The following is a 15,002-nucleotide window of genomic DNA, read 5'->3' as shown; positions in this document are numbered from 1 at the left end:
CCGCTTCACCTCATCCACGCACGCTATAGAAGTGGTTCAGCGCTATCAGCTCAACCACAGCCACGAAAACACAGAGTACAACGAATCCAGGGCTGAAGACCCGCTTGCGACCGGATGAGCCTCCGCCCAGTCCCGCTATGTCGGAATATCCGGGGAGCACCATAAGGAAAGCCAGGCAAGCAATGACTCCAACCTTGCTCCAGATGGTCTGCTCTCGCCATGCAGTCATTGGCTCACCCAAGGCAACAGCGTCAGGAAAACCACCCATACCCAGGGCACTTCATGGCTCTGAGGCGACGCAAAAGCGCTAGAGTCTCTGTAAATTCATAACCTGAGGCGCCGAGCTTGGATCGCTGTGAGTATTGCAAAATATCCATAGTCTGCTGGTAATCAGCGCTTTCCTTGAAGTTACGACACTGCTCAACCCGTTCAGCTTCCGTTACAGGCATCGGTACTGCGTCGATCTGTTTTTCGTACTCAGTTTTTTCTTTTGGCGTGCTGTGGCAGCCGGAGATAAAAAGCGGGGCGACTATTAGAGTCGCGATCCGAAAGGCATTCATTATCACATTCCCTTGTGTATAAGAGCGCTAATCAGCTCGCGATATTTCGATTTAGCTTGCCGCCCGGGCATATCCGCCCCGACACACTTGCGCATCAGTAAAACTTCTGCAGCGCCTGCACAACCACGCCCACGATCCGGCAGTTCTCATCCACAGCTTCGATCGGGTAGCTCGGGTTCAGCGGTTTCAGGAACAGCCGACCGCCATCGCTGACCAGCTTCTTGAATGTGGCTTCGTTGCTGTCCGGTAGCTTGGCCACCACCAGCTTACCTGCTGCAACCTCAGCCTCTGTGTCCACCAGGATCAGCGTGCCCTCGGTGATGCTCTGGCCGGCAGGCGCGGTCATCGAGTCACCTTTAACTGTCAGCCAGAACGCTGGGCCTTTGGCGTCGTACTCCGAAAACTCGTAGGTGTCCGAGATTCCAGCCGGGTAGGGCTCCACTGATTCCGCCCAGGCGCCGGCGGCAACCCAGCTAACTACCGGGTACCGGAATGATTTTGTTGGCTGGGCAGCTGGGGAAATGTTCGATTCAGAAGCCTCCCGCTCATCACCCTCGCCAATGGCCAGCCACTCAGCTCGGAAGCCGGTCGCTTTCGCCAGGGCGTAAAGGTTCTCCGGCCTGAGGCTTTTGCTCTCACCGGTAATCCATTGAGTGACGGCCGAATTAGCAACGCCGCAAAGCGATGCAATTTCCCCTTTCTTTTTACCGCTGACATATATGGCGCGGGCGATGCGTTCGTGTCTTTCCATGAACTCAATATTAAGTTAACTGAATTTAAGCATGCAGTAGGTATAAAAGACCGTTGATGCCATAACTTAAGCATGCTTAAATTGCGACAGTCTCGAACGAGGATGCGCAATGAATACGCATGAAGTCGCCGAATTCTTCGGCAGCAAGACGAAGCTGGCACTCGCTTTGGGCATCCGTCCAAGCGCCGTGACCATGTGGGGGGAAACGATTCCCGAATCCCGGCAGTACCAGATCCAGGTTCTTTCCAAGGGAAAGTTCAAGGCGACAAAGAAAGACCAAGCCGCCTGACAGGCGAACCCTGCTGCCCATGTACCCAGTATCGGCCCAGACAGTCTGCGAAGTAAGAAACCTGAAGTCGCTGGAGTTTTATCCAGTGGCTTTTAAGAGAGGGGAAGCGGGGACCAGAGTGGGGAGTTGGTGCTTCGGCGCTGAATTACAGGCACAAAAAAGCCGACGGTCGAGGTCGGCTAATTCGATAACACTTTGTGAGGCCGATTATATGCAAAACCAGCCACATATCAATAGCACTACCAATCTCGCGCCACGTTTTCCGCAATCTGAAAACGTGGCGCGCAAAACTATGACCTCCCGCGAGATCGCCGAACTGGTCGAATCTCGCCACGACAGCGTGAAACGCACCATCGAGCGACTGGTCGAACGGAAGGTTATTAGTTCTCCACCAATGGTGGAATACCTCGACGGCCTCGGCCGCCCAGCTGCCGAGTACCTGATCTGCAAGCGCGACAGCTTCGTTGTTGTCGCGCAACTCAGTCCAGAGTTCACCGCCGCCCTCGTTGACCGATGGCAGGAACTGGAAGGGCAGGTCGCGCAACCACAGCAGCTCTCCACCATCGAAATTCTGCAGATCGCCATGGAGTCTGAAAAGGCTCGCTTGATGCTCACCGCCCAGGTCGAGCAGCAGGCGACGAAGATCCACTCCTTGGAGAACTTGTTCAAAGAGGGCATGACCCACACCCAGTTCTGCAAGGGCCTCAATGGGGTCAACGTCATGCAGGTGGGCAAGTACCTGGAAGCGCGCAGCTGGCTCTACAACGAGAGCAAGTCCGGCCTACGTCACCGTGTTGGCTCCTATGCACGCGACAAGTACATGACCGAGCACCAGGTCGAAGTCACCCCGCACGGTAAAGACCCTTTCATCTCCTATACACCGGTTCTGCTGAAGAAGGGCGCCACACGCCTGTACGATCTGTACCTAGCTAGCGAGCTGCCCATGAAGAAGACCTGGGACGGCTTGTTCACGCACGAAAAAGCAATGCGAGGTGCTGCGTGAGCATGGGCCTTATGGTCGCCGCGATGAAGCTTCGCGTCGGCAACCCATTGCGCAAGCTGGTACTGATTAAGCTGGCCGACAACGCTAGCGACATCGGCGAGTGCTGGCCGTCCTACCAGCACATTGCCGACCAGTGCGAGATCAGCAAGCGTTCTGTCATGAACCACATCACCGCTCTGTGTGAGGCGGGACTGTTGCGCAAGGAGATCCGGAAGGGAGGCCCAAAAGGGAATTCGTCCAACGTTTACTTCCTGACCCTCGAAGGGGGTGGTGCACCTCCTGCACCAGGGGTAGTGCAGCAGATTCACCCGGGTAGTGCAGCAGGTTCACCCCCTAGTGAATCTCCTGCACCAGGGGGTAGTGCAGCAGCTGCACCCAGAATCAGTAACTCTCTTGAACCAGTCATGGAACCGGTCATTGAACCAATTACACCCCCGGCTCCCGCCGCGGTTGTGCCGGCTCAGTCCCACGGCTTGGTGCTGGTGGTTGATCGTACCGACGCTCCAAGGGTCGAGATCCCCGCCGATATGCCGGGCCCCAAGGACCAGACCTGCAAAACCTTCAAGGTCTGGGCGAACTACGCCATGGCTTACCGCAAACGCTACAGCGCCTGGCCGGTGTGGAACGCCAAGGTTGGCGGCCAACTCGGCCAACTGGTTGACCGCCTCGGCGCCGATGTCGCCCACCACGTCGCCGCCCACTTCCTGAAAACCAGCGATGCCGCTGTGCTTCGCAAGTGCCACAGCCTCAACGAGCTGCTGGCCAACGCCGAGAGCTATCACACCCAGTGGGTGACCGGGCAGCGCATCAACGGCATGACCGCTCGCCAGATGGAACGGACAGAGGCGAACCACTCCGCAGCAGAACAGGCCGCCCAGATGGTTCTAGCCAAACGGCAAGCAGGTGACCGCAATGAATACCTTTGAAATGAATGACCAGCAGGTTGCCGGGCTGGCCGCCGCCATCTGCGCCACCGCCGAGGCCATGGGCCAGGAAATGAACCCGGGCACTGCCGCGATGATGGCTGAAGACCTCTGCGCGTATCCGGTGCCCGTCGTCAAAGCCGCATTGAAGGCCTGCCGCTTCGAGGTGAAGGGCAAGTTGGCTATGGCAGACATCCTACAGCGTGTCCAGACCTCCGACGGCCGCCCTGGGAAGGACGAGGCTTGGGCCATCGCCATGACGACCAACGACGAACATGAAACCGTGGTGCTGACCGACGAGATCCAACTGGCCCTGGCAGCTGCGAAACCCATCTTGGATGGCGGCGACAAAATCGGTGCGCGCATGGCGTTCATCGACGCCTACCAAAGGTTCGTGGGCCAGGCCCGCGAGGATGCGAAACCGGTCAACTGGCACGTGTCCGTGGGCTTCGACTCCAACCGCCGCATCCAGGCTGTGACCAAGGCAATGGAGCTGAAGAGAATCCCGCGCGAACACGCCCAGAAGTACCTGGCGGACCTGAGCGTCGAGCCGATCACTGAGGACGGTCGCGCCATCGCCGGCTTGCTCACTGGCACCGTCACACGGCCAGAGCCCGAGCTTCGGCAGAAGCTGGAACTGGTGAAAACCTCGATGCTGGAAATGCGCAAGGCCAGTGCCGAACGGAAAACCGAAATGCGGATTGACGCGGCAAATGAGTTGGCGGATCGCAGGGCGTTGCTGATCAAGCAGGCACAGGAATTGGAGTCACGAGCATGACCATCGACAAGCAACAACTTCAGAAAATGCTCTGGGCCGAAGCCGCGTCATTCCGGGCCGACTGCGCCGACTGGAAGCGCAACACCGAGGCGCTGCAGGAATTCCTCGGGGAGAAGACCGTGGAGGAGGTGGCCCTGGAGCTGCTGGCAGAGAACGAGTTGGCCCGCATGCGTATCAAGGAATTGGATCTGCTGTTTGGCCGCTACCTCCTCGCAATGCGCTCGGCCCTCATCGAGGAAGAGCATGGCAAGGGCCCGGCCGCCGCAATGGCGTGGATCTACAACTCGCTGGCCGGCCCGGGCGAGCTACCTCCAGAGGGTGAGACCGACAGCCAGGCCTACTTCGACCGCGAGATCGTCGCAGTGGATAACGGAATGCAGGAGGTAATGGCGTTCCACGAAGGTCGACGCGCCGTCATGGGCAAGGGAGAGCCGTCATGAGCAACTTCCTTGCAGGGCTGTTCTTCGCCGCCGTGCCAGCACTGGCGGTTTGCCTGGTAATAGCGTTCTTTTCTGTGCCTTTGGGTGTGGTGGTGGGACTTGGCGTATTTGGTTTTGGTCTGGATCTTTGCTTCCGCGGTAGTGGTAGGGAGGAGCGGCCATGACCAAGCCAGCCAAGCCGCGCCCTATGCCCGTGTACCTGGTGCTGCGCCGTCTGGTCGATCCGGCTACTGGCAAGGAGGTGGCAGCGTTCGTGCCGTCCTCCGACGCTGACCGGTCGATACTCCGCGAGCGCGATTTTCGGATCAACACGAAGATTCGTGCCGACCTCAAGCAGCCACGCAACCCACGGTTCAATGGTTTGGTCCACGGCCTGGGCCGGGTGCTGAGCCAGAACATCGACCGGTTCTCCGGCAAGCAGTCCCACGACGCGATCAAGGCTCTGCAGTTGGAGTCTGGCGTGTACTGCGACGAGGAAGCGTTCGACATCCCTGGGCTGGGCCAGCTCACCCGCAAAACACCCCGCAGCCTTTCCTACGATTCGATGGGGGAGGAGACATTCCAAGATTTTTGGCGCCAGTGCTGCGCGTACCTGGTGCTGCATGACTGGCCGACGCTCACGGAAGAGCGCCTGACCGAAATGGCGGAGTTCGAAGCATTCAAGGAGGCCGCATGAAGCGCACCCCACTACAGCGCAAGACCCCGCTCACGTCCGGCGGACCGCGGCGCAAGCGCTGCCCAGAGTGCCGAGTAATGTTCACGCGCTCCAGAGAATCGCAGGCTGTGTGCGGGGAGATCGAGTGCGCTATCGCATACGGCAAATCCGAGAAGGGCCGAGCGATCGCTGGGAAAGCCCTGGCACAAGTAGGGCGCCGCGAGATCAAGGTCCGGAAGGAGAAGCTGAAGAGCAGGGCGGATCACCTCAAGGACACACAGCAGGCATTCAACGCCTGGGTGCGCGCCCGTGACGCGGCACTGCCGTGCGTCAGCTGCGGCCGGCACCACCAGGGCAAGTATGACGCAGGCCATTACCGGACGGTGGGGAGTAATCCGGCGCTGCGCTTCGAGCCGATGAACTGCCACCGCCAGTGTTCGCCGTGCAATACCCGGCTTTCCGGGAACATCGTGAATTACCGGATTGAGTTGGTGAAGCGTATCGGCGCCGAGGCTCTGGAGTGGCTGGAAGGTCCTCATGAGGCCAAGAAGTACACCGTGGATGAGCTGAAGGCGATGACCGCCAACTACCGGGCAAAGACAAAAGAACTGAAGAAGAGGATCGCAGCATGAAACTGATCAATGCAAGGCAGGTATGGACCGAAGCTCAGCACGAATCGAACGCGTCGATCAGCGCTTTAGCAATTGACCGCGCAGAGTCGGCACCGGTGAAGACTGGAGGGCGCATCGGCAAGCGCGATGCCCTGTTCCCGGCCATGGGGAGCGAGAAAGGGGAGGAGGCCGGACGCTTCTCCGTTCCGGGACAGCGCATCAGCATCAGCGAAACGCGGCGTACATCCGCCGGCAAGTCCACGGCCCGCGCCGCGCACCTGGCCACCATCGGAAAAGTCCTGCGCGCAATCGATACGTTGCCGTTCCAGGAGCAACAATTCGGGCACTACCTGTATCACCCATGCATGACGCTCGCTCACGTGCTCAACGCTGAGAAGCTGATCTGGAGCTGTGTGGACTTTTCAACCCTGACCGAAGTCAAGGAGGCGAAGGTGCATTGCCTTGTGACGATGGCACTGCAGTCTTACAAGATCGAGGCTCACGACGGCGCCCAGTGGGGGCCCGCTCGTATCGCTGAGGGCATGCTCAAGCTCTACGGCGTCCACATAGAGCCTAAAGTGTGGGATAGGGATTGGAAAGAAGCGTGGAATTTCCTGCGAGACGCCATTGAAGAAGTGGATGTTCGCGTACTGCAGCCGGTATGGCAGGTCATTCACGCTGAAAAAGAAGAGGTGGCGGCATAAAGGTATTGTCATGTTGGGGTTTTTGATGTACTTTCCCCATAGTGCACAAGTAACGCGAAAAGCACACAGAATCATGAACCCGGCCGAGAGCCGGGTTTTTTATAGGCTGTGTTTTCTGCAGCTCCATAACGCTGTTTCTGCCAATAAAAGCGACATAACCGCTACTTGGAGATTCCTGAGAACGAATAGATGGCACATTGACTCATAGTGCCGCTGTTGTTGAATCGATCTCTCTTTAGAACTTATTGGTCATATAATGAAGAAAATAATCCTCTCGGCTTTCCTGATTTGCGCGGTTTGTACCGGTGCTCAAGCTGCAGAACTTTCAGGTGCCCTAGGCGCGACAAGCCAGGGCGGTTTGACGGCTCGTGCTGCGCTGGGATTCAACTGGGACAAGACGTGGTTGGAAAGCTCTACAGGTAAGCTGACCGGTTATTGGGACCTGGGTTACACATATTGGGAGTCTGGCAAAGAAGCTGGTGCTCGTCACTCCGTATCTTTCTCTCCAGTGTTCGTTTACGAAATCGGCCAAGGCGAAATTAAACCGTTTATTGAAGCCGGGATTGGCGTGGCAATGTTCTCCGGCACAACAGCAGGCGACCAGAAGTTTGGATCGTCTTTCAATTTCGAGGATCGCATTGGCGCTGGTCTGAAGTTCGGGGATACGCAACGGGTAGGCATTCGTGCCACTCACTATTCAAATGCCGGCATCAAAGAGCCGAACGATGGCATAGAGTCGTACGCACTGTTCTATAGCCATACTATTTGATCTGCACAGAAACCCGGCCAATGCGTCGGGTTTTTTATTGCCTGAGTTTAACCTGTAGCCAGGACAGCCTTCGGGAACCACTGGTCCTGGTGTCGCCGGAAGTCACGCGTCACGAAAGAACACCGGCAGCCCGTGCGCTCTGTTCATACCAGACTTCCAGAGTGACGCGGGACCAGATCAGCGAGATTGATGCAGTGGGGCGTCGACGCTGAGATGGTCTTTGGCTGACTGCGGGAAAGACCGCGCACCTATTCAGGGCCTCTGTATACGCAGGGGCTTTTTCGTTTCCGGAGGTTCGGCATGGCGCTGAGAAGTCTCGAAGAAACCAAGCCATTTGTGGTGGTCGATAGCATCGTTTTTATCAACTACGCGACGATCAGTAATTCCATGATCGAAAACGCAAAACATGCCGACTTGGTTACTGCAGAGCAGCGCTCTTTCCTGAAAGGACTCACGTTCGGGCCTATCAATCGTTAATTTACGGCCTGCCACTGTGCGGGCCTTTTCGTTTTCGGCCCCGCCACACCCTTCGCTCTAAGCAGGGAGTGCCGCCGGGGCTGACCTATTTCAAACATGCCCCACGGAGTCGAGCGCATGGAGTATCTACAGCGCCTGCTCGACAAGATCGACAGGTTCGAATTACTGATTGCGGGCCTTGTTGGGGCTGTGATCGCCAGCTGGTGGCATAAGGACGACTTGAACGACTGGCGCGCCTGGATGATCTTCCTCATCACCGGTATGGCCTGTTCGATCTACCTGACGAGTATGGTCAGCACCTACCTGGGCGTGACCGAGCCGAAGATCGTCGCCGGTATCGGCTTCCTACTTGGTGCATTCGGCGGCTCGCTCCTGGCAGCCATCAATCGAGCCATTAAATCCGCTGACCTCTGGGCGCTCATTCGCCAGCGGTTCGGAGGAGGCAATCCACCATGAATCTTGAACTGATCAACTCCATCGCCTGCGGCCTTATCGCGCTGTGGGCAGCCTGGTGCGTACTGAGCGGGAAGGTGAGGGACGGCATTCTCGGGAAGCTGATCTACTCGGCTATCGCCATCAGCGGCTTCGTCGTTATGGCTCGCAGCCAGAACATCTTCTTTGGCCCGACCAGTGCCGGCCTCACTTTGCATGTATCCCTGGCCCTGGCCGGTGCCCGCCATGTCTTCATGGTCACGTACTGGCAGCGGGTGAAGGTCTGGCTGTGCCGGACGCTGAACTGCGAGCACTGCCTACACTGTGGCAAGGCACCTGGTGGTATCGAGCGCCGGGGCAAGTAGCATTCCGATCTACTGTTCTGGGCGCAGTGTGCGCCTGCGGGAGTCGCAGGCGATGTTGAGTTCCGCGGTCAATTGATCCAGCTGTTCTTGGTTTATCCAACCGGCAGTCATCAGTGAAAGGTTGTATCCGGCGGCACCCAATCTAAGTTTTTCAAGATGCTCTTCATCCCCGGCTTCCACCAAGTATTTGAAATTCTTTCGCGCTAACGCCATCGCGGATGCTGCATCAGTTGGCATGACGTGGACTCGACTAGAGATGAGGCGCGCAGATTGCCGCAAGTCGTCGATCAAGGGTAGTGGATTCTGACGAATCAGTAGCAGTAATCCGCGCCACGTTTTCGAATGCGCCAAATCGTGGCGCGCAAACATGAGGATTCACCATGAACGATCAAGCGATTGAACAGGAAATTCAGGCAAAGGGTTTGACTGCGCCGCGTATCACTCCGGCAGACCTGAAAGCCAACATCGTTGGCGAGTACTTCTTTACTGCTGCTGATGGTGTGCAGGCCGCCTTCCACACACAGGATGAATTGACGCGGCTCACCGGCGCGCACGGCGAATTGGCGCTGCTGACCTTCTGTGTTTTGGTGACGCGCAACGGCTTCACCGTCACCGGTGAGAGTGCCTGCGCTAGTCCGGAGAACTTCGACGCCGAGATGGGTCGCAAGATCGCTCGCCAAAACGCGGAACAGAAGATTTGGCCGCTGATGGGCTACGAGCTGAAGTCGCGACTCCATGGCTAACGTTACCCGCCTACGACATGTGCTTCCCATGGGGCAGGACATCAACGCTGCTGTGAACGCTCTCGACAAGGCCATTGCTGATGCCGTGGACGCCGCCAAGGCTGCCGCACTTCCTCAAGGCCTGATCGTTGGATTGCTCCACGGTCACGCCCATGCACAGACACACCAGATGGTGACCTGAGTGGAGTCAGGCTCAGCCTTGGTCTGAACTTACTCCAGGAGTTCGAGTTACTGGGAACCATAGCCATTCGCCGTTCTGAGTAATGTCGTCGCCTAGATACACGGTGTAATCCCCGTATTTTTCATCGGGAAAGCAAAAAACAATGGATGACGTATCGAGCCATCCGTCGAATGGCTCGGTTTGCACGCCAAGCCAACTGAAACCCTGATTGCTTGCGCGATAGGTATCAGTGCTTAGATCCAGCGCCCCGCAATGTTCGCTAAATGCGAACGCGGCTGTAAGGGTCCGCACCTGGAGAGGTTTCTGGTAAGGCCGAAAATCGATTTGCGTGGTCTTGAATTCCATACAATTGCTCCTTCCTTAATTTGGACATTATGAATACCACATTGGGCAGTGCCTTCAAGTTACGTGCAGCTTTCAAGTATTTGGAAGATAGAAATGATCAGGCCAGCACCTCCAGCATCACTGCTTGAGCTCTCCGACCTCTCCGACTTCGGTATCCGCCTGATTCCTGCTCCCGAAGTGGGGGAATGGCTCCAAGCCGAGATCCTTGCCGACACCGGCAGCATTCACAACGAAGACCATGCCCACCTACTGGATGCAGACATCCGGGTCATGTGGGCATCGTCGAGCTTCGAGAAGCAGGGGCGCACAGTCCTGGGCCAGGCCGAACAGGTGGCGTTCCGTGCTGGCGGCTGGCAGAAGGCGCGTATGGAGCAACAAATGCGTGATTGGTTCGGCGAAGTGCCGGCATTCATCATTACCCTGGCCGCCGACTACTGCGCCCAGTGCAGCGACCTTGAGTTCTGCGCGCTCCTGGAGCACGAGCTGTATCACCTGGCTCACGCGACCGATAAGTACGGTCAACCAGCATTCACCCAAGATGGCGCACCGAAGATCAAGCTGCAGGGCCACGACGTCGAAGAGTTCGTCGGTGTGGTCCGCCGCTACGGCGCAAGCCCTGATGTTCAAACGTTGGTGGATGCTGCAAACAGTCCTGCTGAGGTGGGGAAATTGAACATTGCGAGGGCCTGCGGAACCTGTCTGCTCAAGTCGGCCTGATTTTAGACAGGTTAAGACGGATGATCGCCAATGGCAGCTCTTCGAAGTGAGGTGAAAGCCTTTATTGTTCAGGCTCTCGCGTGCTTTGACACACCTTCTCAGGTGGTTGAGGCCGTCTTAAAAGAATTCAACGTTGTTGTCACTCGCCAACAGTGCGAATCGCACGACCCAACAAAGGCAGCCGGCAAAGCGCTGGGTGAGAAGTGGGCAACGATGTTTCGCGAGAGCCGCAAGCGGTTCCGCGAAGAGACTGAAGACATCCCGATCGCCAATCGAGCCTTCCGACTGCGCGCCCTGAGCCGCATGGCTGAGAAAGCCGAAGGCATGAAGAATATGGCGCTGACTGCCCAGCTACTGGAGCAGGCTGCCAAAGAATGCGGCGACATCTACGTCAACCGGGCCCGGAAGGAAGAGGTTGGCGACGAGCCGGTGATCCCAACCCGCATTCAGGTCGACGTGGTGGATGCGAGGAAGCCGAATGCCGAGCCTTAACGTTCCGCAGGCTCAGTTCCTCACGCTGCCCCACAAGTTCCGTGCGTTTGTTGCCGGGTTCGGATCAGGCAAGACCTGGGTCGGATGCTCGGCGTTGAGCAAGCACTTCATGGAGTGGCCCGGCGTCAACGCTGGCTACTTTGCACCGACTTACCCGCAGATCCGGGACATCTTCTATCCGACCATGGATGAGGTGGCCTACGACTGGGGGCTGAAGACCAAGATCAACCAGGCGAACCACGAAGTTCACATCTACAGCGGCCGGCAGTATCGCGGCACTGTGATTTGCAGGTCGATGGAGAAGCCGCAGACGATTGTCGGTTTCAAGATCGGCCATGCTCTGGTGGATGAGCTGGACGTACTGACTGCCCTGAAGGCACAGCAGGCCTGGCGCAAGATCATCGCCCGGATGCGCTACAACTTGCCCGGGCTGAAGAACGGGGTGGATGTCACCACCACGCCGGAAGGCTTCAAGTTCGTCTTCCTGCAGTTCGTGAAGCAGCTGCGCGACAAACCGTCGCTCAAGGAGATGTACGGCCTGGTGCAGGCCAGCACCTTCGACAACGAGCTGAACTTGCCGGATGACTACATCGCCTCCCTGATGGAGTCATATCCGCCCCAGCTGATCATGGCGTACCTCAAAGGCCAGTTCGTCAACCTGACGTCCGGCACGATCTACACGGCCTACGACCGCAAGCTCAACGGATGCTTCGACACCGTGCAGCCTGGTGAGCCACTGTTCATCGGGATGGACTTCAACGTCGGCAAGATGGCGGCAATCACCCACGTCAAACGCGACCACGGGTTACCCAGGGCCGTGGATGAGCTGATCGACGGCTACGACACGCCCGACATGATCCGCCGCATCAAAGAGCGCTACTGGCAGCACGACGGCAACGACTTCAAGAAGACGTGCGAGATCAGGATCTACCCGGATGCCTCTGGTGATTCACGTAAGTCCGTGAACGCCAGCATCACCGACCTGGCCATGCTCAAACAGGCTGGGTTCTCGGTCGTCGCTCCAGCGGCGAACCCGCCGGTGAAGGACCGAATCAACGCAATGAACGCCGTCTTCTGCAATGCGCAGGGCGAGCGCCGCTACCTGGTCAACCCGCTCACCTGCCCAACCTACGCCGATGGCCTAGAGCAGCAGGTGTGGGGCGCAAACGGGGAGCCAGATAAAACCGCCGGCATCGATCACGCGAACGACGCCGGCGGCTACTTCATCCACCGCGAGTACCCGATCATCAAACCGGTCACCGCTATCAAAATGGGATACGCCCGATGAGCAACGACGTCTCCTTCAAGCGGGCGGAATACAGGGCAGTGCTGGATCGGTGGGCGACCGTTCGCGACGTCTGCGCGGGCCAGCACCGGGTTGTCGATCGGCTGCCCTACATCAACGCACACGACAAGTCGCCGGAGAACGAAGACCGGAACCGGGCTTACCGCGAGCGGGCGGTGTTCAAGAACGCCACCGGGCACACCCGTAACGGGCTGCTGGGTCTGGCCTTCCATAAAGACCCGACACTCACGGTGCCGAAGAAACTGGAATACCTGCAGGACAACGCCAACGGCTCCGGGGTGAGCATCTACCAGCATTCACAGGGCACGCTTGAGAAGGTGCTTGAGGCTGGTCGGCACGGTCTGTACGTCGACTATCACCAGGATGACGGCATCGGCGGACACTCGGTGATCCTGTCCTATTGCGCCGAAGACATCATCAACTGGCGCACGGGCATGGTGAACGGTCACAGCGTGCTGACGCTGGTGGTCCTGCGCGAGTCGCCGGAGATTCCTGACGGCTTCGGCTACAAGACGGCTGAGCAGTACCGGGAGCTGGCGCTTGAGGATGACGGCTTTGTTTGCCGCGTCTGGCGCCGGTCCGGTCCGAAAGGTGGCGGGCCACTGGCAGTCATTGACGAGTTCAAGCCCGAAGGCGTAACCGGTCGTCTCAAGGAGATCCCGTTCACTTTCGTCGGCGCGCAGAACAACGACCCAAGCATCGACGAGTCGCCGCTGTACGACATCGCCATGATCAACCTGGGCCATTACCGGAACAGTGCTGATTACGAAGACAGCGTCTTCTGGTGTGGTCAGGCTCAGCCGTGGATCAGTGGTTTGGATGAGCAGTGGGTGAAGCTACTCGAGGCGAAGGGTGTTTATGTCGGTTCGCGCGCGCCGATGCTCCTCCCAGCGGGCGGCGCCTTCGGTTACGCGCAGCCGGCACCAAACACGCTGGTCAAGGAGGCCATGGCCGATAAGAACCAGATGATGATCGAGTTGGGCGCTCGGATGGTGGTGGCTTCACTTGCCACCAAGACAGCTACCGAGTCGCGCGGCGATCAGTCGGCATCCACATCGGTGCTCGCTGGCTGTGTGGCAAACGTCAGCGAGGCATACACGCGAGCCATCATGTGGTGCTGCGCTTACATGGGGATTGCCGACAAAAAGGTTGCCTACCAGGTGAATCAGGAGTTTGTAGAGCTGACGGCAGACCCGCAGATGATCACGGCTTTGGTTGGCTTGTGGCAGCAAGGCGGCTTCGCCAAGGCTGATCTACGGGCCTACCTGCGCAAGCTGGGTCTGATCGCGCCAGAGCGCACTGACCAACAAATCGATGGAGAACTGGAAGAGCAGGGCGATGGCCTGGGCCTGGACGACGAGGACAAAGTAGATGGCGGCGAACCAGGCAATACTTGACGCGACCATCCGGCACGCCGTCTTCCTCGAAAAGCTCAAGGCTGGAGAGGTGGGCAAGTTCGCTCCCTTTCTCAAAGACATCGACCGATCGATTCGCGACCGGCTCACCCAGTCGGACCTGACTGAGTACAACGTCAAGCGCCTTGAAGCGTTGCTGAAGGAAGTGGATAGCCTGCTGCTGGGCATCTTCGACCGCTACAGCGCGCAGCTGAACCTAGACTTGGTGGACATCGCCAACTACGAGGCCGAGTTTGAGGCAACCAGTCTTGCCAGATCGGCGCCGGTTGGCGTTTCGCTGGATGTGGTCGCGCCGACGGTCGCTGCCATCCGCACCGCTGTGCTGACAAACCCGCTCAGCGTGCGCGGTACTGGCGGCGGGAAGCTGCTGAAGTCATTCATCAGGGGCTGGACCAGCGCCGAGCGTGAGCGGGTCACCGGCACGATCCGGCAGGGTTTCTTCAAAGGGCAGACGAACTTCCAGATAATCCGCAACATTCGCGGCACCAAGGCGGCAGGGTACAAAGACGGCATCCTTGCTACCACGAACCGTAATGCCAGCACGGTCGTGCATACCGCGATTCAGCATGTGGCCTCCCAGGCGCGGATGGAGGTCGCAAAGGCCAACACGGATATCGTGCAAGAGATCCAGATGGTGGCCACGCTGGATAGCAAGACCAGCCAGTTGTGCCGCTCGATGGACAAACGCAAGTTTCCGGTGGATTCCGGCCCAAGGCCGCCTTTCCACCCTAACTGCCGCACCACCTTCATTCTGTTGACCAAGCTCAGCGCGATGTTCGCCAAGGGCGCAACGCGTGCCTCGGTGGGCGCCAATGGCGGGCAACAGGTCAATGCTGACCTCGATTACTACCACTGGCTTCAGCAGCAGCCTGCTTCCTTCCAGGATGTGGCTATCGGTCCGGTCCGGGCCAAGCTATTCCGGGAGGGCGGGCTGAGCATCGAGCGATTTTCCGAGTTGCAACTTGATCGCAATTTTTCACCTCTGACCCTCGCACAAATGCGAGCGCTTGAGCCGCTGGCTTTTGAGCGCGCAGGGTTGCTATAAC

The 15,002-nt window shown here is 58.2% G+C and carries 25 protein-coding genes; 20 read left to right on the top strand and 5 right to left on the bottom strand.

Features of this window, described 5'->3' with window-relative positions:
- Window positions 1–10: 10 nt before the first annotated feature.
- The 3 genes from ACM530_RS30200 to ACM530_RS30190 form a co-directional block, all read right to left on the bottom strand.
- Window positions 11–229 carry a hypothetical protein gene (locus ACM530_RS30200; RefSeq protein ID WP_416365138.1) on the bottom strand — a complete coding sequence of 73 codons (219 nt, stop codon included), beginning with the start codon at window positions 227–229 and terminating at the stop codon, window positions 11–13.
- A 22-nt stretch (window positions 230–251) separates the two neighbouring features.
- On the bottom strand, window positions 252–560 hold the full coding sequence (locus ACM530_RS30195) for a hypothetical protein (RefSeq protein ID WP_416363950.1): 309 nt from the start codon (window positions 558–560) through the stop codon (window positions 252–254).
- Between the two features lie 94 nt (window positions 561–654).
- Window positions 655–1,311 carry a LexA family protein gene (locus tag ACM530_RS30190; RefSeq protein ID WP_416363949.1) on the bottom strand — a complete coding sequence of 219 codons (657 nt, stop codon included), beginning with the start codon at window positions 1,309–1,311 and terminating at the stop codon, window positions 655–657.
- Between the two features lie 109 nt (window positions 1,312–1,420).
- Here ACM530_RS30190 and ACM530_RS30185 point away from each other — a divergent pair, with 109 nt between their 5' ends.
- The 13 genes from ACM530_RS30185 to ACM530_RS30125 all read left to right on the top strand — a co-directional run bounded on the left by ACM530_RS30185 (window position 1,421) and on the right by ACM530_RS30125 (window position 8,757).
- Window positions 1,421–1,600 (top strand): Cro/CI family transcriptional regulator, encoded by a 180-nt coding sequence (locus ACM530_RS30185; protein ID WP_017255748.1) that lies wholly within the window; start codon window positions 1,421–1,423, stop codon window positions 1,598–1,600.
- A 211-nt stretch (window positions 1,601–1,811) separates the two neighbouring features.
- On the top strand, window positions 1,812–2,603 hold the full coding sequence (locus ACM530_RS30180; RefSeq protein WP_256676496.1) for a Rha family transcriptional regulator: 792 nt from the start codon (window positions 1,812–1,814) through the stop codon (window positions 2,601–2,603).
- On the top strand, window positions 2,600–3,529 hold the full coding sequence (locus ACM530_RS30175; protein ID WP_416363948.1) for a helix-turn-helix domain-containing protein: 930 nt from the start codon (window positions 2,600–2,602) through the stop codon (window positions 3,527–3,529). The genes ACM530_RS30180 and ACM530_RS30175 overlap by 4 nt, the downstream gene beginning before the upstream one ends.
- The gene (locus tag ACM530_RS30170; RefSeq protein WP_416363947.1) at window positions 3,516–4,304 is read left to right on the top strand and encodes a hypothetical protein; all 789 of its coding nucleotides are present in this window, start codon (window positions 3,516–3,518) and stop codon (window positions 4,302–4,304) included. The genes ACM530_RS30175 and ACM530_RS30170 overlap by 14 nt, the downstream gene beginning before the upstream one ends.
- Window positions 4,301–4,744, top strand: a complete 444-nt coding sequence (locus ACM530_RS30165; RefSeq protein ID WP_416363946.1) for a hypothetical protein — start codon at window positions 4,301–4,303, stop codon at window positions 4,742–4,744. The genes ACM530_RS30170 and ACM530_RS30165 overlap by 4 nt, the downstream gene beginning before the upstream one ends.
- On the top strand, window positions 4,741–4,908 hold the full coding sequence (locus ACM530_RS30160; RefSeq protein ID WP_416363945.1) for a hypothetical protein: 168 nt from the start codon (window positions 4,741–4,743) through the stop codon (window positions 4,906–4,908). Before ACM530_RS30165 ends, ACM530_RS30160 begins: the two co-directional genes overlap by 4 nt.
- Window positions 4,905–5,420 carry a hypothetical protein gene (locus ACM530_RS30155; protein ID WP_021491154.1) on the top strand — a complete coding sequence of 172 codons (516 nt, stop codon included), beginning with the start codon at window positions 4,905–4,907 and terminating at the stop codon, window positions 5,418–5,420. The genes ACM530_RS30160 and ACM530_RS30155 overlap by 4 nt, the downstream gene beginning before the upstream one ends.
- Window positions 5,417–6,031: a recombination protein NinG gene (locus ACM530_RS30150; RefSeq protein ID WP_416363944.1), complete on the top strand. Its 615-nt coding sequence runs from the start codon at window positions 5,417–5,419 to the stop codon at window positions 6,029–6,031. The genes ACM530_RS30155 and ACM530_RS30150 overlap by 4 nt, the downstream gene beginning before the upstream one ends.
- Window positions 6,028–6,714, top strand: a complete 687-nt coding sequence (locus tag ACM530_RS30145) for a hypothetical protein (protein ID WP_416363943.1) — start codon at window positions 6,028–6,030, stop codon at window positions 6,712–6,714. The genes ACM530_RS30150 and ACM530_RS30145 overlap by 4 nt, the downstream gene beginning before the upstream one ends.
- Before the next feature lie 256 nt (window positions 6,715–6,970).
- A complete protein-coding gene (locus ACM530_RS30140) occupies window positions 6,971–7,483 on the top strand; it encodes an acyloxyacyl hydrolase (RefSeq protein WP_416363942.1) in 513 nt (170 codons plus the stop codon).
- 300 nt (window positions 7,484–7,783) lie between these two features.
- Complete coding sequence (locus ACM530_RS30135; protein WP_416363941.1) at window positions 7,784–7,960, top strand: hypothetical protein; 177 nt, start codon at window positions 7,784–7,786, stop codon at window positions 7,958–7,960.
- 117 nt (window positions 7,961–8,077) lie between these two features.
- Window positions 8,078–8,416 carry a hypothetical protein gene (locus tag ACM530_RS30130; protein ID WP_003218335.1) on the top strand — a complete coding sequence of 113 codons (339 nt, stop codon included), beginning with the start codon at window positions 8,078–8,080 and terminating at the stop codon, window positions 8,414–8,416.
- Window positions 8,413–8,757, top strand: a complete 345-nt coding sequence (locus ACM530_RS30125; protein WP_416363940.1) for a hypothetical protein — start codon at window positions 8,413–8,415, stop codon at window positions 8,755–8,757. Before ACM530_RS30130 ends, ACM530_RS30125 begins: the two co-directional genes overlap by 4 nt.
- Window positions 8,758–8,766: 9 nt before the next feature.
- Here ACM530_RS30125 and ACM530_RS30120 read toward each other — a convergent pair whose 3' ends face one another.
- Entirely contained in the window at window positions 8,767–9,126 is a 360-nt protein-coding gene (locus ACM530_RS30120; protein ID WP_416363939.1) for a hypothetical protein, read from the bottom strand.
- A gap of 11 nt (window positions 9,127–9,137) precedes the next feature.
- On the opposite strand from ACM530_RS30120, the gene ACM530_RS30115 reads away from it, so the two are divergent.
- Together ACM530_RS30115 and ACM530_RS30110 are read left to right on the top strand one after the other, a co-directional pair.
- Window positions 9,138–9,500, top strand: coding sequence for a Gp49 family protein (locus ACM530_RS30115; RefSeq protein ID WP_003218338.1), 363 nt, complete (start codon window positions 9,138–9,140; stop codon window positions 9,498–9,500).
- On the top strand, window positions 9,493–9,681 hold the full coding sequence (locus ACM530_RS30110) for a hypothetical protein (RefSeq protein WP_416363938.1): 189 nt from the start codon (window positions 9,493–9,495) through the stop codon (window positions 9,679–9,681). The genes ACM530_RS30115 and ACM530_RS30110 overlap by 8 nt, the downstream gene beginning before the upstream one ends.
- Before the next feature lie 12 nt (window positions 9,682–9,693).
- Here ACM530_RS30110 and ACM530_RS30105 read toward each other — a convergent pair whose 3' ends face one another.
- Window positions 9,694–10,026 (bottom strand): hypothetical protein, encoded by a 333-nt coding sequence (locus tag ACM530_RS30105; RefSeq protein WP_416363937.1) that lies wholly within the window; start codon window positions 10,024–10,026, stop codon window positions 9,694–9,696.
- A 93-nt stretch (window positions 10,027–10,119) separates the two neighbouring features.
- Here ACM530_RS30105 and ACM530_RS30100 point away from each other — a divergent pair, with 93 nt between their 5' ends.
- Genes ACM530_RS30100 through ACM530_RS30080 form a run of 5 tightly spaced genes read left to right on the top strand, consistent with a single transcriptional unit; the run spans window position 10,120 to window position 15,001 of the window.
- The gene (locus tag ACM530_RS30100) at window positions 10,120–10,743 is read left to right on the top strand and encodes a putative metallopeptidase (RefSeq protein ID WP_416363936.1); all 624 of its coding nucleotides are present in this window, start codon (window positions 10,120–10,122) and stop codon (window positions 10,741–10,743) included.
- A gap of 30 nt (window positions 10,744–10,773) precedes the next feature.
- The gene (locus tag ACM530_RS30095) at window positions 10,774–11,235 is read left to right on the top strand and encodes a DUF2280 domain-containing protein (protein WP_167665108.1); all 462 of its coding nucleotides are present in this window, start codon (window positions 10,774–10,776) and stop codon (window positions 11,233–11,235) included.
- On the top strand, window positions 11,222–12,523 hold the full coding sequence (locus tag ACM530_RS30090; RefSeq protein WP_416363935.1) for a terminase large subunit domain-containing protein: 1,302 nt from the start codon (window positions 11,222–11,224) through the stop codon (window positions 12,521–12,523). The genes ACM530_RS30095 and ACM530_RS30090 overlap by 14 nt, the downstream gene beginning before the upstream one ends.
- Window positions 12,520–13,938 (top strand): DUF4055 domain-containing protein, encoded by a 1,419-nt coding sequence (locus ACM530_RS30085; protein WP_416363934.1) that lies wholly within the window; start codon window positions 12,520–12,522, stop codon window positions 13,936–13,938. The genes ACM530_RS30090 and ACM530_RS30085 overlap by 4 nt, the downstream gene beginning before the upstream one ends.
- Complete coding sequence (locus tag ACM530_RS30080) at window positions 13,913–15,001, top strand: minor capsid protein (RefSeq protein ID WP_416363933.1); 1,089 nt, start codon at window positions 13,913–13,915, stop codon at window positions 14,999–15,001. Before ACM530_RS30085 ends, ACM530_RS30080 begins: the two co-directional genes overlap by 26 nt.
- Window position 15,002: the final 1 nt, after the last annotated feature.

Source organism: Pseudomonas sp. NFX183 (genome assembly GCF_047943075.1).
Lineage (GTDB): Bacteria > Pseudomonadota > Gammaproteobacteria > Pseudomonadales > Pseudomonadaceae > Aquipseudomonas.
This window is presented reverse-complemented; position numbering and strand designations above follow the sequence as displayed.